The 20,129-nt window shown below is 52.7% G+C and carries 15 protein-coding genes and 1 tRNA gene; all 16 read left to right on the top strand.

What is annotated here, in order from left to right:
• The first annotated feature begins 28 nt into the window (after positions 1 to 28).
• The 16 genes from OLX08_RS09105 (at position 29) to tuf (ending at position 20,027) form a co-directional block, all read left to right on the top strand.
• Positions 29 to 103 (top strand) — tRNA-Trp (locus OLX08_RS09105).
• A gap of 13 nt (positions 104 to 116) precedes the next feature.
• Positions 117 to 998: a hypothetical protein gene (locus tag OLX08_RS09110; RefSeq protein WP_391481018.1), complete on the top strand. Its 882-nt coding sequence runs from the start codon at positions 117 to 119 to the stop codon at positions 996 to 998.
• A gap of 52 nt (positions 999 to 1,050) precedes the next feature.
• Positions 1,051 to 1,236: a preprotein translocase subunit SecE gene (secE, locus tag OLX08_RS09115; protein WP_048599871.1), complete on the top strand. Its 186-nt coding sequence runs from the start codon at positions 1,051 to 1,053 to the stop codon at positions 1,234 to 1,236.
• A 197-nt stretch (positions 1,237 to 1,433) separates the two neighbouring features.
• A complete protein-coding gene (gene nusG, locus OLX08_RS09120; RefSeq protein ID WP_048599872.1) occupies positions 1,434 to 1,967 on the top strand; it encodes a transcription termination/antitermination protein NusG in 534 nt (177 codons plus the stop codon).
• 104 nt (positions 1,968 to 2,071) lie between these two features.
• A complete protein-coding gene (gene rplK, locus OLX08_RS09125; protein ID WP_048599873.1) occupies positions 2,072 to 2,497 on the top strand; it encodes a 50S ribosomal protein L11 in 426 nt (141 codons plus the stop codon).
• A gap of 1 nt (position 2,498) precedes the next feature.
• Positions 2,499 to 3,197, top strand: coding sequence for a 50S ribosomal protein L1 (rplA, locus tag OLX08_RS09130; RefSeq protein ID WP_391481019.1), 699 nt, complete (start codon positions 2,499 to 2,501; stop codon positions 3,195 to 3,197).
• Positions 3,198 to 3,449: 252 nt separating this feature from the next.
• On the top strand, positions 3,450 to 4,559 hold the full coding sequence (locus OLX08_RS09135) for a Hint domain-containing protein (protein WP_391481020.1): 1,110 nt from the start codon (positions 3,450 to 3,452) through the stop codon (positions 4,557 to 4,559).
• Between the two features lie 281 nt (positions 4,560 to 4,840).
• Positions 4,841 to 5,353, top strand: a complete 513-nt coding sequence (rplJ, locus tag OLX08_RS09140; RefSeq protein WP_341247476.1) for a 50S ribosomal protein L10 — start codon at positions 4,841 to 4,843, stop codon at positions 5,351 to 5,353.
• 72 nt (positions 5,354 to 5,425) lie between these two features.
• Positions 5,426 to 5,800, top strand: a complete 375-nt coding sequence (gene rplL, locus OLX08_RS09145; RefSeq protein WP_391481022.1) for a 50S ribosomal protein L7/L12 — start codon at positions 5,426 to 5,428, stop codon at positions 5,798 to 5,800.
• Between the two features lie 245 nt (positions 5,801 to 6,045).
• Complete coding sequence (rpoB, locus tag OLX08_RS09150) at positions 6,046 to 10,182, top strand: DNA-directed RNA polymerase subunit beta (protein WP_391481023.1); 4,137 nt, start codon at positions 6,046 to 6,048, stop codon at positions 10,180 to 10,182.
• Positions 10,183 to 10,234: 52 nt separating this feature from the next.
• A complete protein-coding gene (gene rpoC / locus OLX08_RS09155; RefSeq protein ID WP_391481025.1) occupies positions 10,235 to 14,497 on the top strand; it encodes a DNA-directed RNA polymerase subunit beta' in 4,263 nt (1,420 codons plus the stop codon).
• A gap of 109 nt (positions 14,498 to 14,606) precedes the next feature.
• Positions 14,607 to 15,500 carry a DMT family transporter gene (locus tag OLX08_RS09160; protein WP_391481027.1) on the top strand — a complete coding sequence of 298 codons (894 nt, stop codon included), beginning with the start codon at positions 14,607 to 14,609 and terminating at the stop codon, positions 15,498 to 15,500.
• Positions 15,501 to 15,784: 284 nt separating this feature from the next.
• A complete protein-coding gene (gene rpsL, locus OLX08_RS09165) occupies positions 15,785 to 16,156 on the top strand; it encodes a 30S ribosomal protein S12 (protein ID WP_048599881.1) in 372 nt (123 codons plus the stop codon).
• A 12-nt stretch (positions 16,157 to 16,168) separates the two neighbouring features.
• A complete protein-coding gene (gene rpsG, locus OLX08_RS09170) occupies positions 16,169 to 16,639 on the top strand; it encodes a 30S ribosomal protein S7 (protein ID WP_048599882.1) in 471 nt (156 codons plus the stop codon).
• A 30-nt stretch (positions 16,640 to 16,669) separates the two neighbouring features.
• Positions 16,670 to 18,787: an elongation factor G gene (gene fusA / locus OLX08_RS09175; protein ID WP_391481028.1), complete on the top strand. Its 2,118-nt coding sequence runs from the start codon at positions 16,670 to 16,672 to the stop codon at positions 18,785 to 18,787.
• Between the two features lie 64 nt (positions 18,788 to 18,851).
• Positions 18,852 to 20,027, top strand: a complete 1,176-nt coding sequence (gene tuf, locus OLX08_RS09180) for an elongation factor Tu (protein ID WP_048600220.1) — start codon at positions 18,852 to 18,854, stop codon at positions 20,025 to 20,027.
• Positions 20,028 to 20,129 lie beyond the last annotated feature (102 nt).

A 20,129-nucleotide genomic window follows, 5' to 3' on the forward strand; every position in this document is an offset into this window, starting at 1 on the left:
GACCTCGCTTATTCGCATTCCTGCCTGCAGGGGTGTAGCTCAGCGGTAGAGCATCGGTTTCCAAAACCGACGGCCGGGGGTTCGATCCCCTCCGCCCCTGCCAGGCGAATTTTCCCATGACACATATTATGCTGCACGTTGGCGTGCACAAAACTGCCACGACGCATATGCAGGCCAGTTTGCGCCTGTCACGGGCACGGCTCAACGCGGCGGGCGTAAGTTACTGGGACCCAAAGACGCTTCGCGCGGGTGGCAGTGACGTTGCGGATCATTTGCGCCTTGCTGAGGGGCGTTTTGCAAGTGGTGTGCAACAAATGTTGGACGGGCATGATCGGTTGCTCATTTCCGAGGAGAACATGCTGCGGCTGCCCTACAAAATGGGCGAGGGTCCGAACCCTGTTCTTTATGAACGCGGTCATCAGTTGATTGCGCAGATGGGGCAGGGCGCGCCTGAGCAGCAGGTTGATGTAGCGATTTCGCTGAGGGATTACGCGGGCTACTTCCGATCGCTCTACACCCAAACGCTGATGGGGGGGTATTTTCCATCGTTTGAGCGTTTTATCGCGCGCTCAAGTTATGATGTTTGCACGTGGGTGGACTTGGTTCATCGCATCCATGCTTTGCCAAACGTCCGCCGGATCATGGTCTGGCGCTATGAAGACTATGGCGTGTTGACCCAGAGAATATTTGCAGGTCTGATTGGTCAAAATTTGGGCACCATTCCGTTGGTACCTGAACGGTCCCACCCCGGGCTGTCCGAGCAGGCTGTTGTGGCCCTGCGGGACCATCAAGCACGTGATCCCGGTCATAATCGCCGTCTGCACAAAATCCCCCGCCGGCCGATTGCACAGGCAGCGCGCGATGCATTTCCGACAGGGGCGCAATATCCAAAGTTCGACCCTTGGCAGGCCGCTGATCTGGAAATGTCAGCGCAAAGATATGCGGCCGATATGGCGGAAATTGCAGCAATGCCCAAGGTTCATCTGCTCAAGGCTTGAAAAACCAGTCTGGCCCAAGTATCTGCCAATGAAATCTATAGGAAAACGACACATGGCGAATCCGCTTCAGTTTATTCAACAAGTCCGCACCGAAGTTGGTCGCGTCACATGGCCAACGCGCCGTGAAGTAGTTTTGACGACAATCATGGTGTTCATGATGGCCGTTTTGACGGCTATCTTCTTCTTTTTCGTCGATTGGATTATTCGCTCGGGACTATCGTTTATCCTGAACGGCTAACACGTAGCTGCTTTCTAAATTGCGTATAACACCTTGAAACAACATGTTTTCGGCGGTATTGCGCAACAACTTGAGACAGATGGGCGTGCTTCGATTCGTGTAGCGCGCCGCTTTTTGTTTTGAGAAGGCAGTGTAACTGTTTGAATTAACATAAGATTTTGCGCGCTTTCGCGTGCGGCACAAAAGGACCGACAGCAATGGCAAAACGGTGGTATTCAGTTAGCGTACTCTCGAACTTCGAGAAAAAGATCGCTGAAGGCATCAGAGTCGCTGCGGCTGAGGCTGAGTTGGAAGACCAGATCGACGAAGTTCTGGTTCCAACCGAAGAAGTCATCGAAATTCGCCGCGGCAAAAAAGTTCCGACCGAGCGTCGCTTTATGCCTGGCTACGTTTTGGTTCACATGGAAATGACGGATGAAGGCTATCACCTGATCAATTCCATGAACCGCGTCACAGGATTTTTGGGCCCGCAAGGCCGCCCGATGCCGATGCGTGATGCAGAGGTGAACCAAATTCTTAACCGCGTTCAAGAAGGTGAAGAAGCGCCGCGTACGCTCATTCACTTTGAAGTCGGTGAGAAAGTTAAAGTTAACGACGGTCCGTTCGAAGATTTCGACGGCATGGTTGAGGAAGTCGACGACGACAACCAGCGCCTCAAGGTTACAGTATCAATCTTTGGTCGCGAAACGCCGGTCGAATTGGAATACACGCAGGTCACTAAGCAGGCCTGATCGTGCAAATCGTGGGAGGTTTTGGCAGCGCGCTGTCAAACCGGACCACGGCAACCCATCCCGCCAGACGCGTCTGGAGTGGGAGTTGAGCAAGGAGAAGTCCAATGGCTAAAAAAGTCGCTGGCACAATGAAGCTGCAGGTTCCTGCAGGTCAAGCTAACCCATCACCGCCCGTAGGCCCTGCGCTTGGCCAACGTGGTATCAACATCATGGAATTCTGTAAGGCGTTTAACGCCAAGACACAGGATATGGAGCCAGGTGCACCCTGCCCAACGGTTATCACGTATTACGTTGATAAGTCCTTCAGCATGGACATCAAAACGCCACCAGCATCATACTACCTGAAGAAAGCTGCCAAGGTTAAATCTGGCGCGAACAACCCAAGCCGTGAGACGGTTGGTCAGGTAACTGCTGCGCAGGTACGTGAGATCGCTGAAGCGAAAATGAAAGATCTGAACGCGAACGATATCGAAGCCGCGATGCAGATTATTCTGGGCTCTGCCCGCTCTATGGGCATTGAGGTGAAGTAAGATGGCAAAACTTGGAAAACGCACAACTGCGGCACGCGAGGCATTCGCGGGCAAATCCAACGTCACCGTTGATGAGGCGGTCGCACTGGTAAAAGCCAACGCTACAGCAAAGTTCGATGAAACAGTCGAAATCTCCATGCAGCTCGGTGTTGATCCGCGTCACGCAGACCAAATGGTTCGTGGCGTTGTATCTTTGCCAAACGGCACTGGTAAATCAGTTCGTGTTGCTGTCTTTGCACGTGATGCAAAAGCAGACGAAGCGAAAGCGGCTGGCGCAGACATCGTTGGTGCAGAAGATCTGATGGAAATCGTCCAAGGCGGCACCATCGATTTTGATCGCTGCATTGCGACGCCTGACATGATGCCAATCGTTGGTCGGTTGGGTAAAGTACTCGGCCCACGCAACCTGATGCCAAACCCAAAAGTTGGCACAGTGACTATGGACGTCAAGGCGGCTGTCGAAGCTGCAAAAGGCGGCGAAGTGCAGTTCAAAGCTGAAAAAGCTGGTGTTGTACACGCAGGTCTTGGCAAGTCGTCATTCGGTGAGAAAAAGTTGATCGAAAACGTTCGCTCTTTCATCGGTGCGGTTCAGAAGGCTCGTCCTTCCGGTGCCAAAGGCGCTTACATGAAAAAGATCACACTAAGCTCAACAATGGGCCCAAGTGTAACGGTATCTATCGACGACGCTGCACAAGAATAATCTTACGTGCTCAGTTGTTGAGTATTTTGAGGCGGGCCTTTCGGGGCTCGCCTTTTTCTTTTTGTGGATGTTGTTGGGTCGCACACCTTAGCGAACCCTATCGTTTGTTGCGCGGACACTAACAATCCTTTTCTTTGACATGAATTGATGCAGATTGAGGCCAAATTCGGCCATATTCCCTTGGTTAACAATTCCTTACTAAGGAGTGTTTTGTTTCCATGAAGGGTTGGCGCCGCGCGCCTCAGTCACCGTATGCCTACAACGTTTAACGTTATTTCCCTTGGCAATCAGTCAATCATCGACCCTATCGAGGGTAATTTTTTCGCTGAAAACGCTAATCTTCTGGAGCAGCAAACCTTTGGGGGAGTTGGCAATGCGCTCGTGAACGATATTCGTTCGTTCTCAACCGTTGGTAACGGGTTCAATTTCGGTTTTGGCGGAATTTACGATCAAAATAACTTCTTTTCCAATGATCAGTTTTCAATTGATGGGGGTCCTGTTCGGATCTTCGATGCGCTTGCCGTATACAACGCGACGCTCACATACGTTGACGGTACAAGCGCGCAAATTACCGCTGTGGTCTTTCAGGATACCAATGGTGACACGTTCCTCGCGCCGGATTTCGGCCCAAGTGCTAACCAAACAGCACTTGAAGCGGCCGCCATCCGTTCTGTTACTTTGGGGGCGTTGGACACCAATGCTTCCGTGGGTTTGTTCGGGGATCGTGAGGCGTTCAATTTTGTCACGTGCTTTGTAAAAGGGATGGAAATCCTTACGCCTCAGGGCAACCGCAGAGTTGAAGACTTGCAGGTGGGTGATCTGGTGGTCACACGTGATGGGGGGCTGCAGCCCATCCGGTGGATTGGCAAGGCAAGCCGTCCTGCTCGCGATAATTTTCGACCTGTTCGCATTAAGGCTGGTGCGCTTGGTGCAGGGATTCCGAGTAAGGATCTTATCGTCTCACAGCAGCATCGGATGTTGTTTGTATCGCCAATCGCTGAAAGGATGACAGGCACAGCCGAAGTTTTGGTCCCCGCTATCAAGCTGCTGGATTTGCCGGGTGTTCAGCTTATTGAGGATTGGGACACGGTGACCTACTTCCACCTACTTCTTGATCAGCATCAGATTATTTATGCCCATGATGCACCGACCGAGTCACTACTTACCGGCGCGCAGGCCTGCAAAGCGATTGGCCCCGATGCAGTTACAGAGATCGCAGACTTCTTTCCCGAATTGTTGCAAACCGCAGCACGGCCAGCACGGCTCATTCCCAGGGGAAGGCAGATCAGGCAACTTGTTGCGCGGCATTTGAAAAACAACAAACCTGTAGTCGGTGGGTTTTCGCCGGCTTTGTGCGCGTAGCAATCGTGGCGGTGAAACGGGGCTTGGCAAAACACTAACAATTGTCTAACCACGTCATTGCAGTTGAGCGCGCGATTCGTCACGCGCTCTTTTGCGTTTCGTCCGAGATGGTGGGTTTGGGCCTTTGTCCTTTAATTCCTGCCTGAGACGGGATCAGACCAGTTTCTTCAGCGGCCGTTTTGGTCACTGGCGGTTCGGGCGTCCCGTTTGAAGGACCCAACCGCCGGAGCAATCCGGTACACTGAGCCGGCGGGGTAACCTGCCATATTTGGAGAAAAACTGTGGATAGAGCACAAAAAGAAAAAGTCGTCGACGAACTCGGCCAAATCTTTGAAAGCTCTGGCGTCGTAGTGGTTAGCCACTACGAGGGAATGACAGTTGCTGAAATGCAGGACTTGCGCGCTAAAATGAGCGAAGCGGGTGGGTCTGTGCGTGTTGCCAAAAACAGGCTCGCCAAAATCGCCCTGAACGGTCAGCCATGCGAAAGCGTGTCTGAGTACCTGACAGGGATGACAGTTCTCGCCTATTCAGAAGACCCTGTCGCTGCGGCGAAAGTGGTTGATGCATACGCAAAGGAAAACGGCAAGCTCGTTATCCTTGGTGGTGCAATGGGTGATACTGCTCTGGATGTTGCTGGCGTGAAAGCCGTTGCATCGATGCCAAGCCGCGAGGAGCTTATTGCTTCTATCGTGGGTTGTATCGGCGCACCTGCTTCCAACATCGCTGGCGCAATTGGCGCACCTGCTTCGAACATCGCGAGCATTCTTTCGACCATCGAAGAGAAAGCTGCATAAGCACAACTGGAAACCCTCGTGGGCAACATCGCTACACGTTGGAACACAACCTTAGGAAACGGAAACAGTATAATGGCTGATCTGAAAAAACTTGCTGAAGAGATCGTTGGTCTTACCCTTCTCGAAGCACAAGAACTGAAAACCATCCTCAAAGATGAGTATGGCATCGAGCCAGCAGCTGGCGGCGCAGTCATGATGGCTGGCCCAGGTGGCGACGCTGGTGCAGCTGCTGAAGAAAAATCTGAGTTCGACGTTGTTCTGAAGAACGCCGGCGCACAGAAAATCGCAGTCATCAAAGAAGTCCGCGGCATCACAGGTCTTGGCCTGAAAGAAGCTAAAGACCTCGTCGAAGCTGGCGGTAAAGTCAAAGAAGGTGTCGACAAAGCAGAAGCTGAAGACATCAAAGCTAAGCTGGAAGCAGCTGGCGCAGAGATCGAACTGGCCTAATTGGCTGGGTGTGGGGCTTAGTCCCGCGCACAATATTGGCTGGGCATGGTTAATTCCGTGCCCAGCTTAACCTGTCTTAGAAGCTGCTTTCAAATGCAGAGCCGCTTCTAAGGAAGGTCCAAGCGGGAGCGTGTCGGTGGGACGATACGCAGGTATTGGCTTGGTTTTCCTGTCTCAAAAGGGCCGCGCACCGATGCCCGACGGTGTAGCGATCCAGTGAGAACACATGAAAGGTGACAACGCACATGGCTCAATCCTTCCTCGGCCAGAAACGCTTGCGCAAATACTACGGTAAAATCCGCGAAGTCCTAGAAATGCCGAACCTTATTGAGGTTCAGAAGTCATCATATGACCTCTTTTTGAAGTCAGGTGACCAGCTTCAGCCGCTCGACGGCGAAGGCATCAAAGGCGTCTTCCAGTCGGTTTTCCCGATCAAAGACTTTAACGAAACCGCGATCCTTGAGTTCGTCAACTACGAGCTGGAAAAGCCGAAGTATGACGTTGAGGAGTGTCAGCAACGTGACATGACATACAGCGCGCCACTGAAAGTGACGCTGCGCTTGATCGTGTTTGAAATTGACGAAGATACAGGCGCGAAATCTGTCAAAGACATCAAAGAGCAAGATGTCTTTATGGGCGACATGCCTTTGATGACGCCAAACGGTACGTTCGTTGTGAATGGCACCGAGCGTGTTATCGTGAGCCAGATGCACCGTTCACCGGGCGTTTTCTTCGATCACGACAAAGGCAAGACCCACTCATCAGGTAAACTCCTGTTTGCATGCCGCATCATCCCCTACCGTGGTAGCTGGCTGGACTTTGAGTTCGACGCCAAAGACATCGTCTTTGCGCGCATCGACCGTCGCCGCAAGCTGCCTGTAACGACGCTTTTGTATTCTTTGGGTCTGACCCAAGAAGACATCATGGATGCATACTACGACACAGTGTCTTACCGTTATGAAGCGGGTAAAGGCTGGGTCACGAAGTTCTTCCCAGAGCGCGTTCGCGGCACACGTCCAACATATGACCTCATCGATGCAGCTTCGGGCGAAGTAATTGCTGAGGCGGGCAAGAAGGTGACACCACGCGCGGTCAAGAAATTGATCGACGAAGGCCAAGTCACTGAATTGCTGCTTCCGTTCGATCAGATCATGGGTAAATATGTTGCCAAAGACATCATTAACGAAGACAACGGCGCGATTTACGTTGAAGCCGGTGATGAGCTGACATGGGAAGTCGACAAAGACGGCGATGCAATCGGCGGTTCTGTGAAAGAATTGCTGGACGCTGGTATCACTGAAATCCCTGTACTCGACATCGATAATGTCAACGTTGGCCCTTACATGCGTAACACCATGGCGGCAGACAAAAACATGAACCGCGAAACTGCGCTCATGGACATCTACCGTGTGATGCGTCCGGGTGAGCCACCCACCGTAGATTCTGCTTCTGCTCTGTTTGATACGCTCTTCTTCGATAGCGAGCGTTATGACCTGTCTGCAGTTGGCCGCGTTAAGATGAACATGCGTCTTGCGCTTGATGCAGAAGACACACAGCGCACATTGCGCAAAGAAGACATCGTTTCATGTATCAAAGCGCTGGTTGATCTGCGCGATGGTCGTGGCGACATCGACGACATTGACCACCTCGGCAACCGCCGCGTGCGTTCCGTTGGTGAGCTGATGGAGAACCAGTACCGCGTTGGTCTGCTCCGCATGGAGCGTGCGATCAAAGAGCGTATGTCCTCTGTCGAAATCGACACAGTGATGCCGCAAGATCTGATCAATGCGAAACCTGCAGCCGCCGCAGTTCGCGAATTCTTCGGCTCATCGCAGCTGTCACAGTTTATGGACCAAACAAACCCGCTTTCCGAAGTGACGCACAAGCGTCGCCTCTCAGCGCTTGGACCAGGCGGTCTGACACGTGAGCGTGCGGGTTTTGAGGTGCGCGACGTGCACCCAACGCACTACGGTCGGATGTGTCCGATTGAAACGCCGGAAGGTCCAAACATTGGTCTGATCAACTCGCTGGCAACTTTCGCACGCGTTAACAAATACGGTTTCATCGAAACACCATACCGCAAAGTTGTTGACGGTCAGGTGACTGACGAAGTTCAGTACATGTCCGCGACGGAAGAAATGCGTCACACAGTTGCGCAGGCCAACGCGAACCTTGATGAAGGCGGCAAGTTCGTCAACGATCTGGTTTCGACACGTAAGTCTGGTGATTACACATTGTCACCGTCCGACAGCGTGAACCTGATCGACGTTTCACCAAAGCAGCTAGTCTCTGTCGCGGCCTCGCTTATCCCGTTCCTTGAAAATGACGATGCTAACCGCGCCCTGATGGGGTCGAACATGCAACGTCAGGCGGTTCCACTTCTGCAAGCCGAGGCACCACTCGTTGGTACTGGTATCGAAGAAGTTGTGGCCCGCGATTCCGGTGCGGCGATCATGGCGAAACGTGCGGGTATCATCGACCAAGTCGATGCGACACGTATCGTTATTCGTGCAACCGAAGACCTCGAACTTGGCGACGCTGGTGTTGATATTTACCGCATGCGTAAATTCCAACGCTCAAACCAAAACACTTGTATTAACCAACGTCCGTTGGTGAAGGTTGGTGATTTGGTGACCAAAGGTGAAGTTATTGCCGACGGTCCGTCAACTGACATGGGTGAGCTGGCCCTTGGTAAAAACGTGGTTGTCGCGTTTATGCCTTGGAATGGCTACAACTATGAGGACTCCATCCTGATCTCCGAGCGCATCACGCGTGATGACGTGTTTACTTCCGTGCACATCGAAGAGTTCGAAGTAGCGGCACGTGACACCAAGCTTGGGCCAGAGGAAATCACACGCGATATTCCAAACGTCGGTGAGGAAGCTCTGCGCAACCTCGACGAAGCGGGTATCGTGTACATCGGTGCGGAAGTTGGTCCGGCTGACATCCTTGTTGGTAAGATCACGCCAAAAGGCGAAAGCCCAATGACACCCGAAGAGAAGCTTTTGCGAGCGATCTTTGGTGAAAAAGCATCTGACGTGCGTGATACATCACTTCGTCTGCCACCAGGCGATTTCGGTACAATCGTAGAAGTCCGCGTTTTCAACCGCCACGGCGTTGAAAAAGATGAGCGTGCACTTCAGATCGAGCGTGAAGAAGTTGAGCGTTTGGCCCGTGACCGTGATGACGAGTTGGTCATTCTCGATCGCAACATCTACGCCCGTCTCCGCGACATGATCGAAGGCAAAATTGCTGTCAAAGGACCAAAAGGCGTTAAAGCCGGTTCTAAAATTGACGCAGATTTGCTCGATAGCATTAGCCGCGGTCAGTGGTGGCAGCTTGCTCTTGAGGACGAAGACGATGCGAAAATCGTTGAGGCCCTGAATGAGCAGTATGAGATCCAGAAACGGACCCTCGATGCGCGCTTTGAGGACAAGGTAGAGAAAGTTCGCCGCGGCGACGATCTGCCCCCAGGTGTTATGAAGATGGTTAAAGTCTTTGTCGCCGTTAAGCGTAAGCTGCAGCCCGGCGATAAGATGGCGGGTCGTCACGGTAACAAAGGTGTTATTTCCAAGGTTGTACCTATGGAAGACATGCCGTTTCTCGCCGATGGTACGCCGGTTGATTTCGTTCTGAACCCGCTTGGTGTTCCGTCACGTATGAACGTTGGTCAGATCCTTGAAACCCACATGGGTTGGGCTGCACGTGGCCTTGGTATTCAGATTGATGAAGCGCTTGGCGAGTACAAGCGTTCTGGCGATCTGACACCTGTCCGTGATGCGTTGAAAATTGCTTATGGTGACGACGTTTATGACGAAGGCATCAAGGGCATGGATGAGCAGTCTGTTGTTGAAGCAGCGGGCAACGTCACACGCGGTGTGCCAATTGCGACGCCTGTATTCGACGGTGCCAAAGAAGCTGACGTCAATGATGCGTTGGTTCGCGCAGGCTTCAGCCAGAGCGGTCAGTCAATCTTGTTTGACGGTCGTACTGGTGAGCAGTTTGCCCGTCCTGTCACAGTCGGCATCAAGTATCTGCTGAAACTACACCACCTCGTGGACGACAAAATCCACGCGCGTTCAACGGGTCCATACTCGCTGGTCACACAGCAGCCATTGGGCGGTAAAGCGCAATTCGGTGGTCAGCGTTTCGGGGAGATGGAGGTCTGGGCTCTGGAAGCTTACGGCGCTGCATACACCCTGCAAGAGATGCTTACGGTCAAATCGGACGACGTTGCTGGACGGACGAAAGTCTACGAAAGCATTGTCAAAGGCGAGGACAACTTCGAAGCGGGCGTACCCGAGTCGTTCAACGTTCTTGTCAAAGAAGTCCGTGGCCTCGGCCTGAATATGGAACTCCTGGATGCGGAGGATGGTGAATGAGGGCTTAGCCCCTCATTCACCCCTTCCTCCCCCCTGATTTAAGGATCTGAAAATGAACCAGGAACTCACAAATAACCCGTTTAACCCACTGACACCCACAAAGGTGTTCGACGAAATCAAAGTATCTTTGGCATCGCCAGAGCGCATTTTGTCTTGGTCATTCGGTGAAATTAAAAAGCCAGAAACCATCAACTACCGCACGTTCAAGCCTGAGCGTGATGGCCTGTTCTGTGCGCGTATCTTTGGCCCGATCAAAGACTATGAATGTCTGTGCGGCAAATATAAGCGCATGAAATATCGCGGCGTTGTCTGCGAGAAATGTGGCGTTGAAGTTACGCTTCAAAAAGTACGCCGTGAGCGTATGGGCCACATCGAGTTGGCATCACCAGTAGCACACATCTGGTTCCTCAAGTCACTTCCATCTCGGATTGGCTTGATGCTGGACATGACACTGCGTGATCTTGAGCGCATTTTGTACTTTGAAAACTATGTCGTCATCGAGCCTGGCTTGACTGACCTTACTTACGGTCAGTTGATGACCGAAGAAGAGTACATGGACGCACAAGACAACTTCGGCATGGATGCGTTCACTGCAAACATCGGTGCGGAAGCGATCCGCGAGATGTTGCAAGCCATCGATCTGGAAGCAGAGGCCGAGCAGCTGCGCGCTGATCTTGCTGAAGCAACTGGTGAGTTGAAGCCGAAGAAAATCATCAAGCGTCTCAAAATCGTCGAAAGCTTCATTGAGTCCGGCAACCGTCCTGAGTGGATGATCCTGACTGTTGTGCCTGTGATCCCGCCAGAGCTGCGCCCACTCGTGCCTCTTGATGGTGGTCGCTTTGCGACGTCTGATTTGAACGACCTTTATCGTCGCGTAATCAACCGTAACAACCGTCTGAAGCGCCTGATTGAGCTGCGCGCGCCTGACATCATCGTACGTAACGAAAAGCGTATGTTGCAGGAATCGGTTGATGCGCTCTTTGACAACGGCCGCCGCGGTCGTGTGATCACCGGTGCAAACAAGCGTCCGCTCAAGTCACTTTCTGACATGCTTAAAGGTAAGCAAGGTCGCTTCCGCCAAAACCTTTTGGGTAAGCGCGTCGACTTCTCTGGCCGTTCCGTCATCGTCACGGGCCCCGAGTTGAAGCTTCATCAGTGTGGCTTGCCTAAGAAAATGGCGCTCGAGCTGTTTAAGCCGTTCATCTACTCCCGCCTTGAAGCCAAAGGTCTGTCCTCGACAGTTAAGCAGGCTAAGAAGCTGGTAGAAAAAGAGCGTCCAGAAGTTTGGGACATCCTCGACGAAGTTATTCGTGAGCACCCCGTCATGTTGAACCGTGCGCCTACGCTGCACCGTTTGGGCATTCAGGCGTTTGAGCCGGTTCTCATCGAAGGTAAAGCAATTCAGCTGCACCCGCTGGTGTGTTCTGCGTTCAACGCTGACTTTGACGGTGACCAGATGGCGGTTCACGTTCCGTTGTCACTTGAGGCACAGCTTGAAGCACGTGTTCTCATGATGTCTACCAACAACGTTCTGTCGCCCTCGAACGGCGCGCCGATCATTGTTCCATCACAGGATATGATCTTGGGCCTTTACTACACGTCACTACAGCGTGCGGGTATGAAGGGCGAAGGCATGGTCTTTGGTTCAATCGATGAGGTGCAGCACGCACTTGATACGGGTGAAGTCCATCTTCACGCCAAGATCCAAGCACGTGTTCCTCAGATTGACGAAGAAGGTAACACCGTCATCCAACGCTTTGAAACAACACCGGGCCGTGTGCGCCTTGGTGCATTGCTGCCGATGAACAACAAAGCGCCGTTTGAATTGGTGAACCGTCTGTTGAAAAAAGGCGAAGTTCAGCAAGTCATCGACACTGTTTACCGTTACTGCGGCCAGAAAGAGTCTGTCATTTTCTGTGACCAGATCATGACCATGGGCTTCCGCGAAGCGTTCCGCGCCGGTATTTCGTTCGGTAAGGATGACATGGTTATCCCAGACAACAAATGGGAAATCGTTGATGGCGTTCGTGAACAAGTAGCTGAATTCGAACAGCAGTACATGGACGGCCTGATTACTCAGGGTGAAAAGTACAACAAAGTTGTCGATGCCTGGTCAAAGTGTAACGACAAAGTCACTGACGCCATGATGGGTACGATCGCTTCGATCAAAACCGATGAAAACGGCGCAGAGATGGAGCCAAACAGCGTCTTCATGATGGCTGACTCCAAAGCGCGTGGCTCGGTCACTCAGATGAAACAGCTCGGCGGTATGCGCGGCCTGATGAACAAACCAAACGGTGAGATCATCGAGACGCCAATTATCTCGAACTTTAAAGAAGGTCTGACTGTTCTTGAGTACTTCAACTCTACCCACGGTGCTCGTAAGGGTCTGTCGGATACGGCGTTGAAAACTGCGAACTCAGGTTACCTGACACGCCGTCTTGTGGATGTGGCTCAGGACTGCATCGTGCGCGAGCATGACTGTGGTACTGAAGTGGCGATCACGGCTGAAGCAGCGGTTAATGATGGTGAGGTTGTTGCAACCTTGGCAGAGCGTGTGCTGGGTCGTGTGTGTGCGGAAGATGTTCTGCACCCTGTGACTGGCGATGTTTTGGCAACCAAAGGTGAGTTGCTCGACGAGCGCGCATCTGACCGTCTTGAGGAAGCTGGCGTAGCGTCTATGCGCATCCGCAGCCCGCTAACTTGTGAAAGTGAAGAAGGCGTTTGTGCGGCATGTTATGGTCGTGACCTCGCACGTGGTACAATTGTGAACCAAGGTGAGGCCGTCGGCATCATCGCGGCGCAGTCTATCGGTGAGCCAGGTACACAGCTGACCATGCGTACATTCCACATTGGTGGTGTTGCGCAGGGCGGTGGCCAACAATCGTTCCAAGAAGCTAGCCAAGAGGGTAAAGTTGTCTTCGCTGATGGCCAGTTGATCGAGAACGCCGCAGGCGAGCAGATCGTTATGGGCCGTAACATGAAGCTGTCCATCACTGGTCCAGACGGCAAAGAGCGTGCGTCACATAAAGTGTCCTACGGTTCCAAGCTTTTGGTCAAAGAAGGTGCTGATGTTGCACGTGGCGATAAGTTGTTTGAATGGGACCCATTCACACTTCCAATGATCGCAGAAAAAGGCGGCGTCATTAAGTTTGTTGATCTGACTGCGGGTATCGCAGTTCGTGAAGACACAGATGACGCAACCGGCATGACGCAGCGTATCGTTACTGATTGGCGTTCGGCGCCAAAAGGCAACGAGCTGGCACCAAAAATCTTGGTGGCGGATGCAAATGGTGAGCCTGTTCTGAAGGACGATGGCAACCCTGTTGCATACCCGATGTCAGTAGACGCGATTTTGTCTGTTGAAGATGGTGACACGGTAAACCCAGGTGATGTTGTTGCGCGTATTCCTCGTGAGGGCGCGAAAACAAAAGACATTACCGGTGGTCTGCCACGCGTTGCGGAACTCTTTGAAGCACGTCGTCCAAAGGACCACGCGATCATCGCTGAAATCGATGGCTACGTACGCTTCGGTAAAGACTACAAGAACAAGCGCCGCATCGCGATTGTTCCTGCAGCCGAGACGCCCGAAGCCGCCGATGAGGCGAAAGTCGAATACATGGTGCCTAAGGGTAAGCACATTCCTGTTCAGGAAGGTGATTACGTCCAGAAGGGTGATTACATCATGGACGGTAACCCTGCGCCGCACGATATTCTTGCGGTTATGGGCGTCGAAGCGCTTGCTGACTATATGATCAACCAAGTGCAGGAGGTTTACCGACTGCAGGGTGTTAAGATCAACGACAAGCACATCGAAGTTATCGTGCGTCAGATGCTCCAGAAGTGGGAAATCCTCGACAGCGGTGAAACAACGCTGCTCAAGGGCGAACATGTGGACAAGCAAGAGTTTGACCTTGCAAACGAGAAAGCCGCTGCACGCGGTGGTCGTTTGGCGAAGGGCGAGCCTATCTTGCTCGGCATCACGAAAGCATCGTTGCAGACACGCAGCTTCATCTCAGCCGCATCGTTCCAAGAAACGACACGCGTGCTGACTGAAGCTTCGGTTCAAGGTAAGCGCGATAAGCTGATTGGTCTGAAAGAGAACGTCATCGTGGGTCGTCTGATCCCAGCCGGTACCGGTGGCGCAACTCAGCAGATGCAGCGTGTTGCTCAGGATCGTGACAACGTTGTTTTGGAAGCACGTCGTGAAGAAGCCGAAGCAGCTGCCGCATTGGCCGCGCCGACAGCCGAAGACGTTGTGGGTGGTGATGAGTTTGACACCATCATGACAGGCGATACTGACAGCCGCGACTAAAGCGACCGTCCTTAAGTGTTGAGATAGGCCTCCGCAGTGCGGGGGCCTTTTTCGTTTGGGCTGAACAACAATGCTTCCCTTTTCTTGCGGGCCGTGTATTCGATTTGCCATGGCAACTTTGCAAGAAAACACGCGCGGTGCCGCGCTCATGATGTGCTCTATGGCGGCATTCACGCTAAATGACGCTTGCTTGAAAGCGATCTCAACGGAATGGCCTTTGTTTCAGACACTGACCGTCCGCGGGTTTGTCACTGTCATCCTAATTGCGATCATGGCTGCTGTGATGGGCGCTTTCCGGAAAGGGATCGCCAAAGGCGATTGGCCATTGGTTGCAGCACGTGTCGGTGCCGAAATTGGTGCCGCATATTTCTTTCTTACGGCCTTGATCAATCTACCGCTCGCCAACGCGACGGCCATTCTGCAAACCCTTCCGCTCACAGTAAGCTTAGCAGGCGCACTTTTTCTGGGCGAGATGCTGGGCTGGCGGCGCATGTTTGCCATTGTTGTGGGGTTCGTCGGTGTGCTGCTTATCGTGCGGCCCGGTGCGGACGGGTTTAACGTATTCTCGATCTACGCGCTGATTGCCGTTGGTTTCGTTACCGTCCGTGATCTGGTAACGCGACGCCTGTCGCCTGACACGCACACAATGGCGGTGACGCTGTTGTCAGCTATCGGCGTGTTTTTGTGGGCCGCCGCGTTTAGTACCACAATCGAATGGGCGCCGTTCACATCGCGGTCAATTTGGTTGGTGTTGGGTGCATCTCTGTTCATCATCGGCGGCTATGTATTTAGCGTGATGGTCATGCGGGTTGGGGATATCTCGTTTGTGGCACCGTTCCGATACACGGCTTTGGTTTGGGCGCTGGTTCTGGGCTTTGTCCTTTTCGGTGAATGGCCGAGTATTCTGACCATTTTGGGCGCGCTCATCATTACTGGATCGGGCCTATTTACGTTCTACCGCGAGCGGCGGATCGCCGAGCGCGAGAGGGTTTCTCCGGCTTAGCACGTATCGCTGATCTGATGCGTTCATGAGGTGCTGTTGACAGGGGAGGCGACTCTCAGTATAGCCCGCACATCCCAAGAGGGGGTACGCCCCTTTTGTCAAAGAAATTAGTGGTCACGATCCGAACTACTGCTGTTCCGATCCTCTGAAAATCCACCGCTCGGATCCCAGGTAGGGTTACCCGATGCGGGGTTTTGTGTTTGCGGACGCGCTTGCACGACACGAATGAAACGGGGACCTAGGCCCCCAAAACGAAGAAGTTGCAACAAAGGGGAAAGTCCTCAATGCCGACTATCCAACAGCTGATCCGCAAACCGCGTCAGCCTAAACGTAAATACTCCAAGTCTCAGCACTTGGAGCAATGCCCTCAAAAACGTGGCGTTTGCACACGCGTTTACACAACCACGCCTAAGAAGCCGAACTCGGCGATGCGTAAGGTTGCTAAAGTGCGTTTGACCAACGGTTTTGAGGTTATTTCCTACATTCCTGGTGAGAGCCACAACCTTCAGGAGCACTCTGTGGTTCTGATCCGTGGCGGTCGTGTAAAAGACCTTCCCGGTGTGCGTTACCACATCCTGCGCGGCGTTCTGGATACCCAAGGCGTCAAAGACCGTAAACAACGTCGTTCGAAATACGGCGCCAAGCGCCCTAAATAAGGAGAGCCGCAGATGTCACGTCGTCACGCCGCTGTTAAACGCGAAGTTCTGCCCGACGCCAAATATGGCGATAAGGTTCTGACAAAATTCATGAACAACATGATGCTCGATGGTAAGAAATCTACCGCTGAGCGCATCGTCTACAACGCACTCGACCGCGTTGAAGGCAAGATCAAACGCGCCCCCGTTGAAGTGTTCCACGAAGCACTCGATAACATCAAACCCGCCGTTGAGGTTCGCTCACGTCGTGTTGGTGGTGCAACATACCAAGTGCCGGTTGAAGTGCGCCCTGAGCGTCGCGAAGCATTGGCCATCCGTTGGTTGATCAACGCATCCCGTTCGCGCAACGAGAACACAATGGAAGAGCGCCTTGCTGGTGAGCTTCTGGACGCTGTTCAGTCACGCGGCTCAGCTGTTAAAAAGCGCGAAGACACGCACAAGATGGCAGATGCCAACAAAGCGTTCTCGCACTACCGCTGGTAATTTTCACTTTTCGTCCAAGGACCCATTCCAATGGCACGCGAATATCCCCTAGAGCTGTACCGTAACTTCGGTATCATGGCGCACATCGATGCAGGTAAAACCACCTGCTCCGAGCGTATTCTCTTCTACACAGGCAAGTCCCACAACATCGGCGAAGTCCACGACGGCGCAGCAACGATGGACTGGATGGAGCAGGAGCAAGAGCGTGGTATTACCATCACGTCCGCCGCGACTACGACATTTTGGGAGCGCACCGAAGACGGTGCAACACCAGACTCGCCTAAGCACCGTATGAACATCATCGACACACCAGGCCACGTTGACTTCACGATTGAAGTTGAGCGTTCGCTTGCGGTTCTCGATGGTGCTGTTTGTGTTCTCGACGCCAACGCCGGTGTTGAGCCACAGACTGAAACTGTTTGGCGTCAGGCTGACCGTTATAAAGTTCCACGTATCGTTTTTGTTAACAAAATGGACAAAATCGGCGCGGACTTTTTTAACTGCGTAAACATGATTGAAGACCGCACTGGTGCACGCGCTGTTCCAGTTGGTATCCCGATTGGTGCCGAGACTGAGCTGGAAGGTTTGATTGATCTCGTAACCATGGAAGAGTGGTTGTGGCAGGGTGAAGACCTTGGCGCCTCTTGGATCAAAGTGCCAGTTCGCGACAGCCTGAAAGACATGGCTGACGAATGGCGCGGCAAAATGATCGAAGCTGCTGTCGAAATGGACGACGAAGCGATGATGGAGTACCTGGAAGGCAACGAGCCTGACGTTCCAACACTGCGCGCGTTGATCCGTAAAGGCACGTTGGCTTTGGCATTTGTTCCTGTTCTTGGCGGCTCTGCATTCAAAAACAAAGGCGTTCAGCCTCTGTTGAATGCTGTTGTTGACTATCTTCCTTCGCCACTCGACGTTGTCGACTACATGGGCTTTAAGCCAGGCGACGAAGAAGAAGTTCGTAACATCCCACGTCGTGCCGATGACAGCATGGCCTTCTCTGGCCTCGCGTTCAAAATTATGAATGACCCATTTGTTGGCTCCCTGACGTTCGTTCGTATCTACTCAGGTACGCTCGGTAAGGGCGACTCAATGCTGAACTCAACTAAAGGTAACACCGAGCGTGTTGGCCGGATGATGATGATGCACTCCAACGATCGTGACGAAATCACCGAAGCATTCGCTGGTGACATCATCGCGCTTGGTGGTCTGAAGAACACGACAACTGGTGATACACTTTGTGACAAGAACGACGCTGTTGTCCTCGAAACAATGACATTCCCAGATCCAGTTATCGAGATCGCGGTTGAGCCTAAGACGAAAGGCGACCAAGAGAAAATGTCGACAGGCCTCGCACGTCTTGCAGCGGAAGATCCGTCTTTCCGCGTAGAGACTGACATCGAGTCAGGTCAGACAATCATGAAGGGTATGGGCGAGCTTCACCTCGACATTCTCGTTGATCGTCTGAAGCGTGAGTTCAAAGTTGAAGCGAACATTGGTGCGCCACAAGTGGCCTACCGTGAGACCATCGACCGCGAAGTTGAGCATTCTTATACGCACAAAAAGCAATCTGGTGGTTCAGGTCAGTTTGGTGAGGTTAAACTCATCATTACACCGACAGAGCCAGGCGAAGGTTATTCCTTCGAGAGCCGCATCGTTGGTGGTTCGGTTCCAAAGGAATACATCCCGGGTGTTGAAAAAGGCATTAAATCGGTTATGGACAGCGGCCCGTTGGCTGGCTTCCCCGTCATCGACTTTAAAGTTGCTTTGATCGACGGTAAATTCCACGACGTTGACTCCTCAGTCCTCGCGTTTGAGATCGCTGCGCGTATGTGTATGCGTGAAGGCATGAAAATGGCTGGCGCGAAACTGCTCGAGCCAATCATGAAAGTGGAAGTTATCACTCCTGAAGAATACACCGGTGGTATCATCGGCGACCTGACATCACGTCGCGGTCAAGTTCAGGGTCAGGATACTCGCGGTAATGCGATTGCCATCGATGCAATGGTGCCGCTTGCGAATATGTTCGGTTACATCAACACATTGCGCTCTATGTCTTCGGGCCGCGCGCAGTTCTCGATGCAATTCGATCACTATGAAGCTGTACCAAGCAACATCTCTGAAGAAATCCAAGCTAAATACGCTTGATCTGACACCTTTTACGGTGGCCCATGAGGGCCACCGTTCTACTGGAAAATGAAGGAGGCCTCTCATGGCTAAGGAAAAGTTTGAACGCTCTAAACCGCACGTAAACATCGGCACGATTGGTCACGTTGACCACGGTAAGACGACGTTGACTGCAGCGATCACCAAGCAATTTGGTGACTTCAAAGCATACGACGAGATTGACGGCGCGCCGGAAGAAAAAGCACGTGGTATCACGATTTCTACTGCTCACGTTGAGTATGAAACAGAGACACGTCACTACGCACACGTGGACTGCCCAGGCCACGCTGACTATGTGAAAAACATGATCACTGGTGCTGCTCAGATGGACGGCGCGATCTTGGTTGTTAACGCAGCTGATGGTCCTATGCCACAAACACGCGAGCACATCCTGTTGGGTCGCCAGGTTGGTATCCCTTACATGGTTGTTTACATGAACAAAGTTGACCAAGTTGACGACGAAGAGTTGCTCGAGTTGGTTGAAATGGAAATCCGTGAGCTTCTGTCATCTTACGAGTACCCAGGCGACGACATCCCAGTTGTAGCCGGTTCTGCTCTGGCCGCTCTGGAAGACCGCGATGACAACATCGGTAAAGAGTCTATCGACAAGCTGATGGAAGCTGTTGACAGCTACATCCCGACACCGGCACGTGCTGTTGACCAGCCGTTTCTGATGCCGATCGAAGACGTGTTCTCAATCTCTGGCCGTGGTACAGTTGTAACCGGTCGTGTTGAGCGTGGCGTTATCAACGTTGGTGAAGAGATCGAGATCGTTGGTATCCGTGATACCACGAAGACAACCTGCACAGGTGTTGAAATGTTCCGCAAGCTGCTTGATCGCGGTGAAGCAGGCGACAACATCGGCGCGCTTCTTCGCGGCGTTGACCGTGAAGGTGTTGAGCGTGGCCAGGTTCTTTGTAAGCCAGGTTCCGTATCTCCTCACACAAAGTTCGAGGCAGAAGCTTATATTCTGACCAAAGAAGAAGGTGGCCGTCACACGCCATTCTTTGCGAACTACCGTCCACAGTTCTACTTCCGTACAACTGACGTGACAGGCACAGTTGAGCTTCCAGCGGGTACCGAGATGGTTATGCCGGGCGACAACTTGAAGTTCGAAGTCGAGCTGATCGCGCCTATCGCGATGGAAGACGGTCTGCGCTTTGCGATCCGCGAAGGCGGCCGCACAGTAGGCGCAGGCGTCGTAGCAAAAATCATCGCCTAAGCTGATTGATTTATACGCAATGACGCTTGCGTCACTGCGTGACAAGATTTAAGGCGGGCCCTCTAGGCCCGTCTTACGGGTTTGATGTGGGTACTGGACGAG

Origin of the sequence: Nereida ignava (genome assembly GCF_047114695.1) — a bacterium.
In the GTDB taxonomy this organism is placed as follows: Bacteria; Pseudomonadota; Alphaproteobacteria; order Rhodobacterales; family Rhodobacteraceae; genus Nereida; species Nereida ignava.

Bases quoted from the DNA above. Each gene is read 5' to 3' on its own strand.
- OLX08_RS09110 (WP_391481018.1), top strand. From the start codon at position 117: ATGACACATATTATGCTGCACGTTGGCGTGCACAAAACTGCCACGACG.
- secE (WP_048599871.1), top strand. From the start codon at position 1,051: ATGGCGAATCCGCTTCAGTTTATTCAACAAGTCCGCACCGAAGTTGGT.
- nusG (WP_048599872.1), top strand. From the start codon at position 1,434: ATGGCAAAACGGTGGTATTCAGTTAGCGTACTCTCGAACTTCGAGAAA.
- rplK (WP_048599873.1), top strand. From the start codon at position 2,072: ATGGCTAAAAAAGTCGCTGGCACAATGAAGCTGCAGGTTCCTGCAGGT.
- rplA (WP_391481019.1), top strand. From the start codon at position 2,499: ATGGCAAAACTTGGAAAACGCACAACTGCGGCACGCGAGGCATTCGCG.
- OLX08_RS09135 (WP_391481020.1), top strand. From the start codon at position 3,450: ATGCCTACAACGTTTAACGTTATTTCCCTTGGCAATCAGTCAATCATC.
- rplL (WP_391481022.1), top strand. From the start codon at position 5,426: ATGGCTGATCTGAAAAAACTTGCTGAAGAGATCGTTGGTCTTACCCTT.
- rpoB (WP_391481023.1), top strand. From the start codon at position 6,046: ATGGCTCAATCCTTCCTCGGCCAGAAACGCTTGCGCAAATACTACGGT.
- rpoC (WP_391481025.1), top strand. From the start codon at position 10,235: ATGAACCAGGAACTCACAAATAACCCGTTTAACCCACTGACACCCACA.
- OLX08_RS09160 (WP_391481027.1), top strand. From the start codon at position 14,607: ATGGCAACTTTGCAAGAAAACACGCGCGGTGCCGCGCTCATGATGTGC.
- rpsL (WP_048599881.1), top strand. From the start codon at position 15,785: ATGCCGACTATCCAACAGCTGATCCGCAAACCGCGTCAGCCTAAACGT.
- rpsG (WP_048599882.1), top strand. From the start codon at position 16,169: ATGTCACGTCGTCACGCCGCTGTTAAACGCGAAGTTCTGCCCGACGCC.
- fusA (WP_391481028.1), top strand. From the start codon at position 16,670: ATGGCACGCGAATATCCCCTAGAGCTGTACCGTAACTTCGGTATCATG.
- tuf (WP_048600220.1), top strand. From the start codon at position 18,852: ATGGCTAAGGAAAAGTTTGAACGCTCTAAACCGCACGTAAACATCGGC.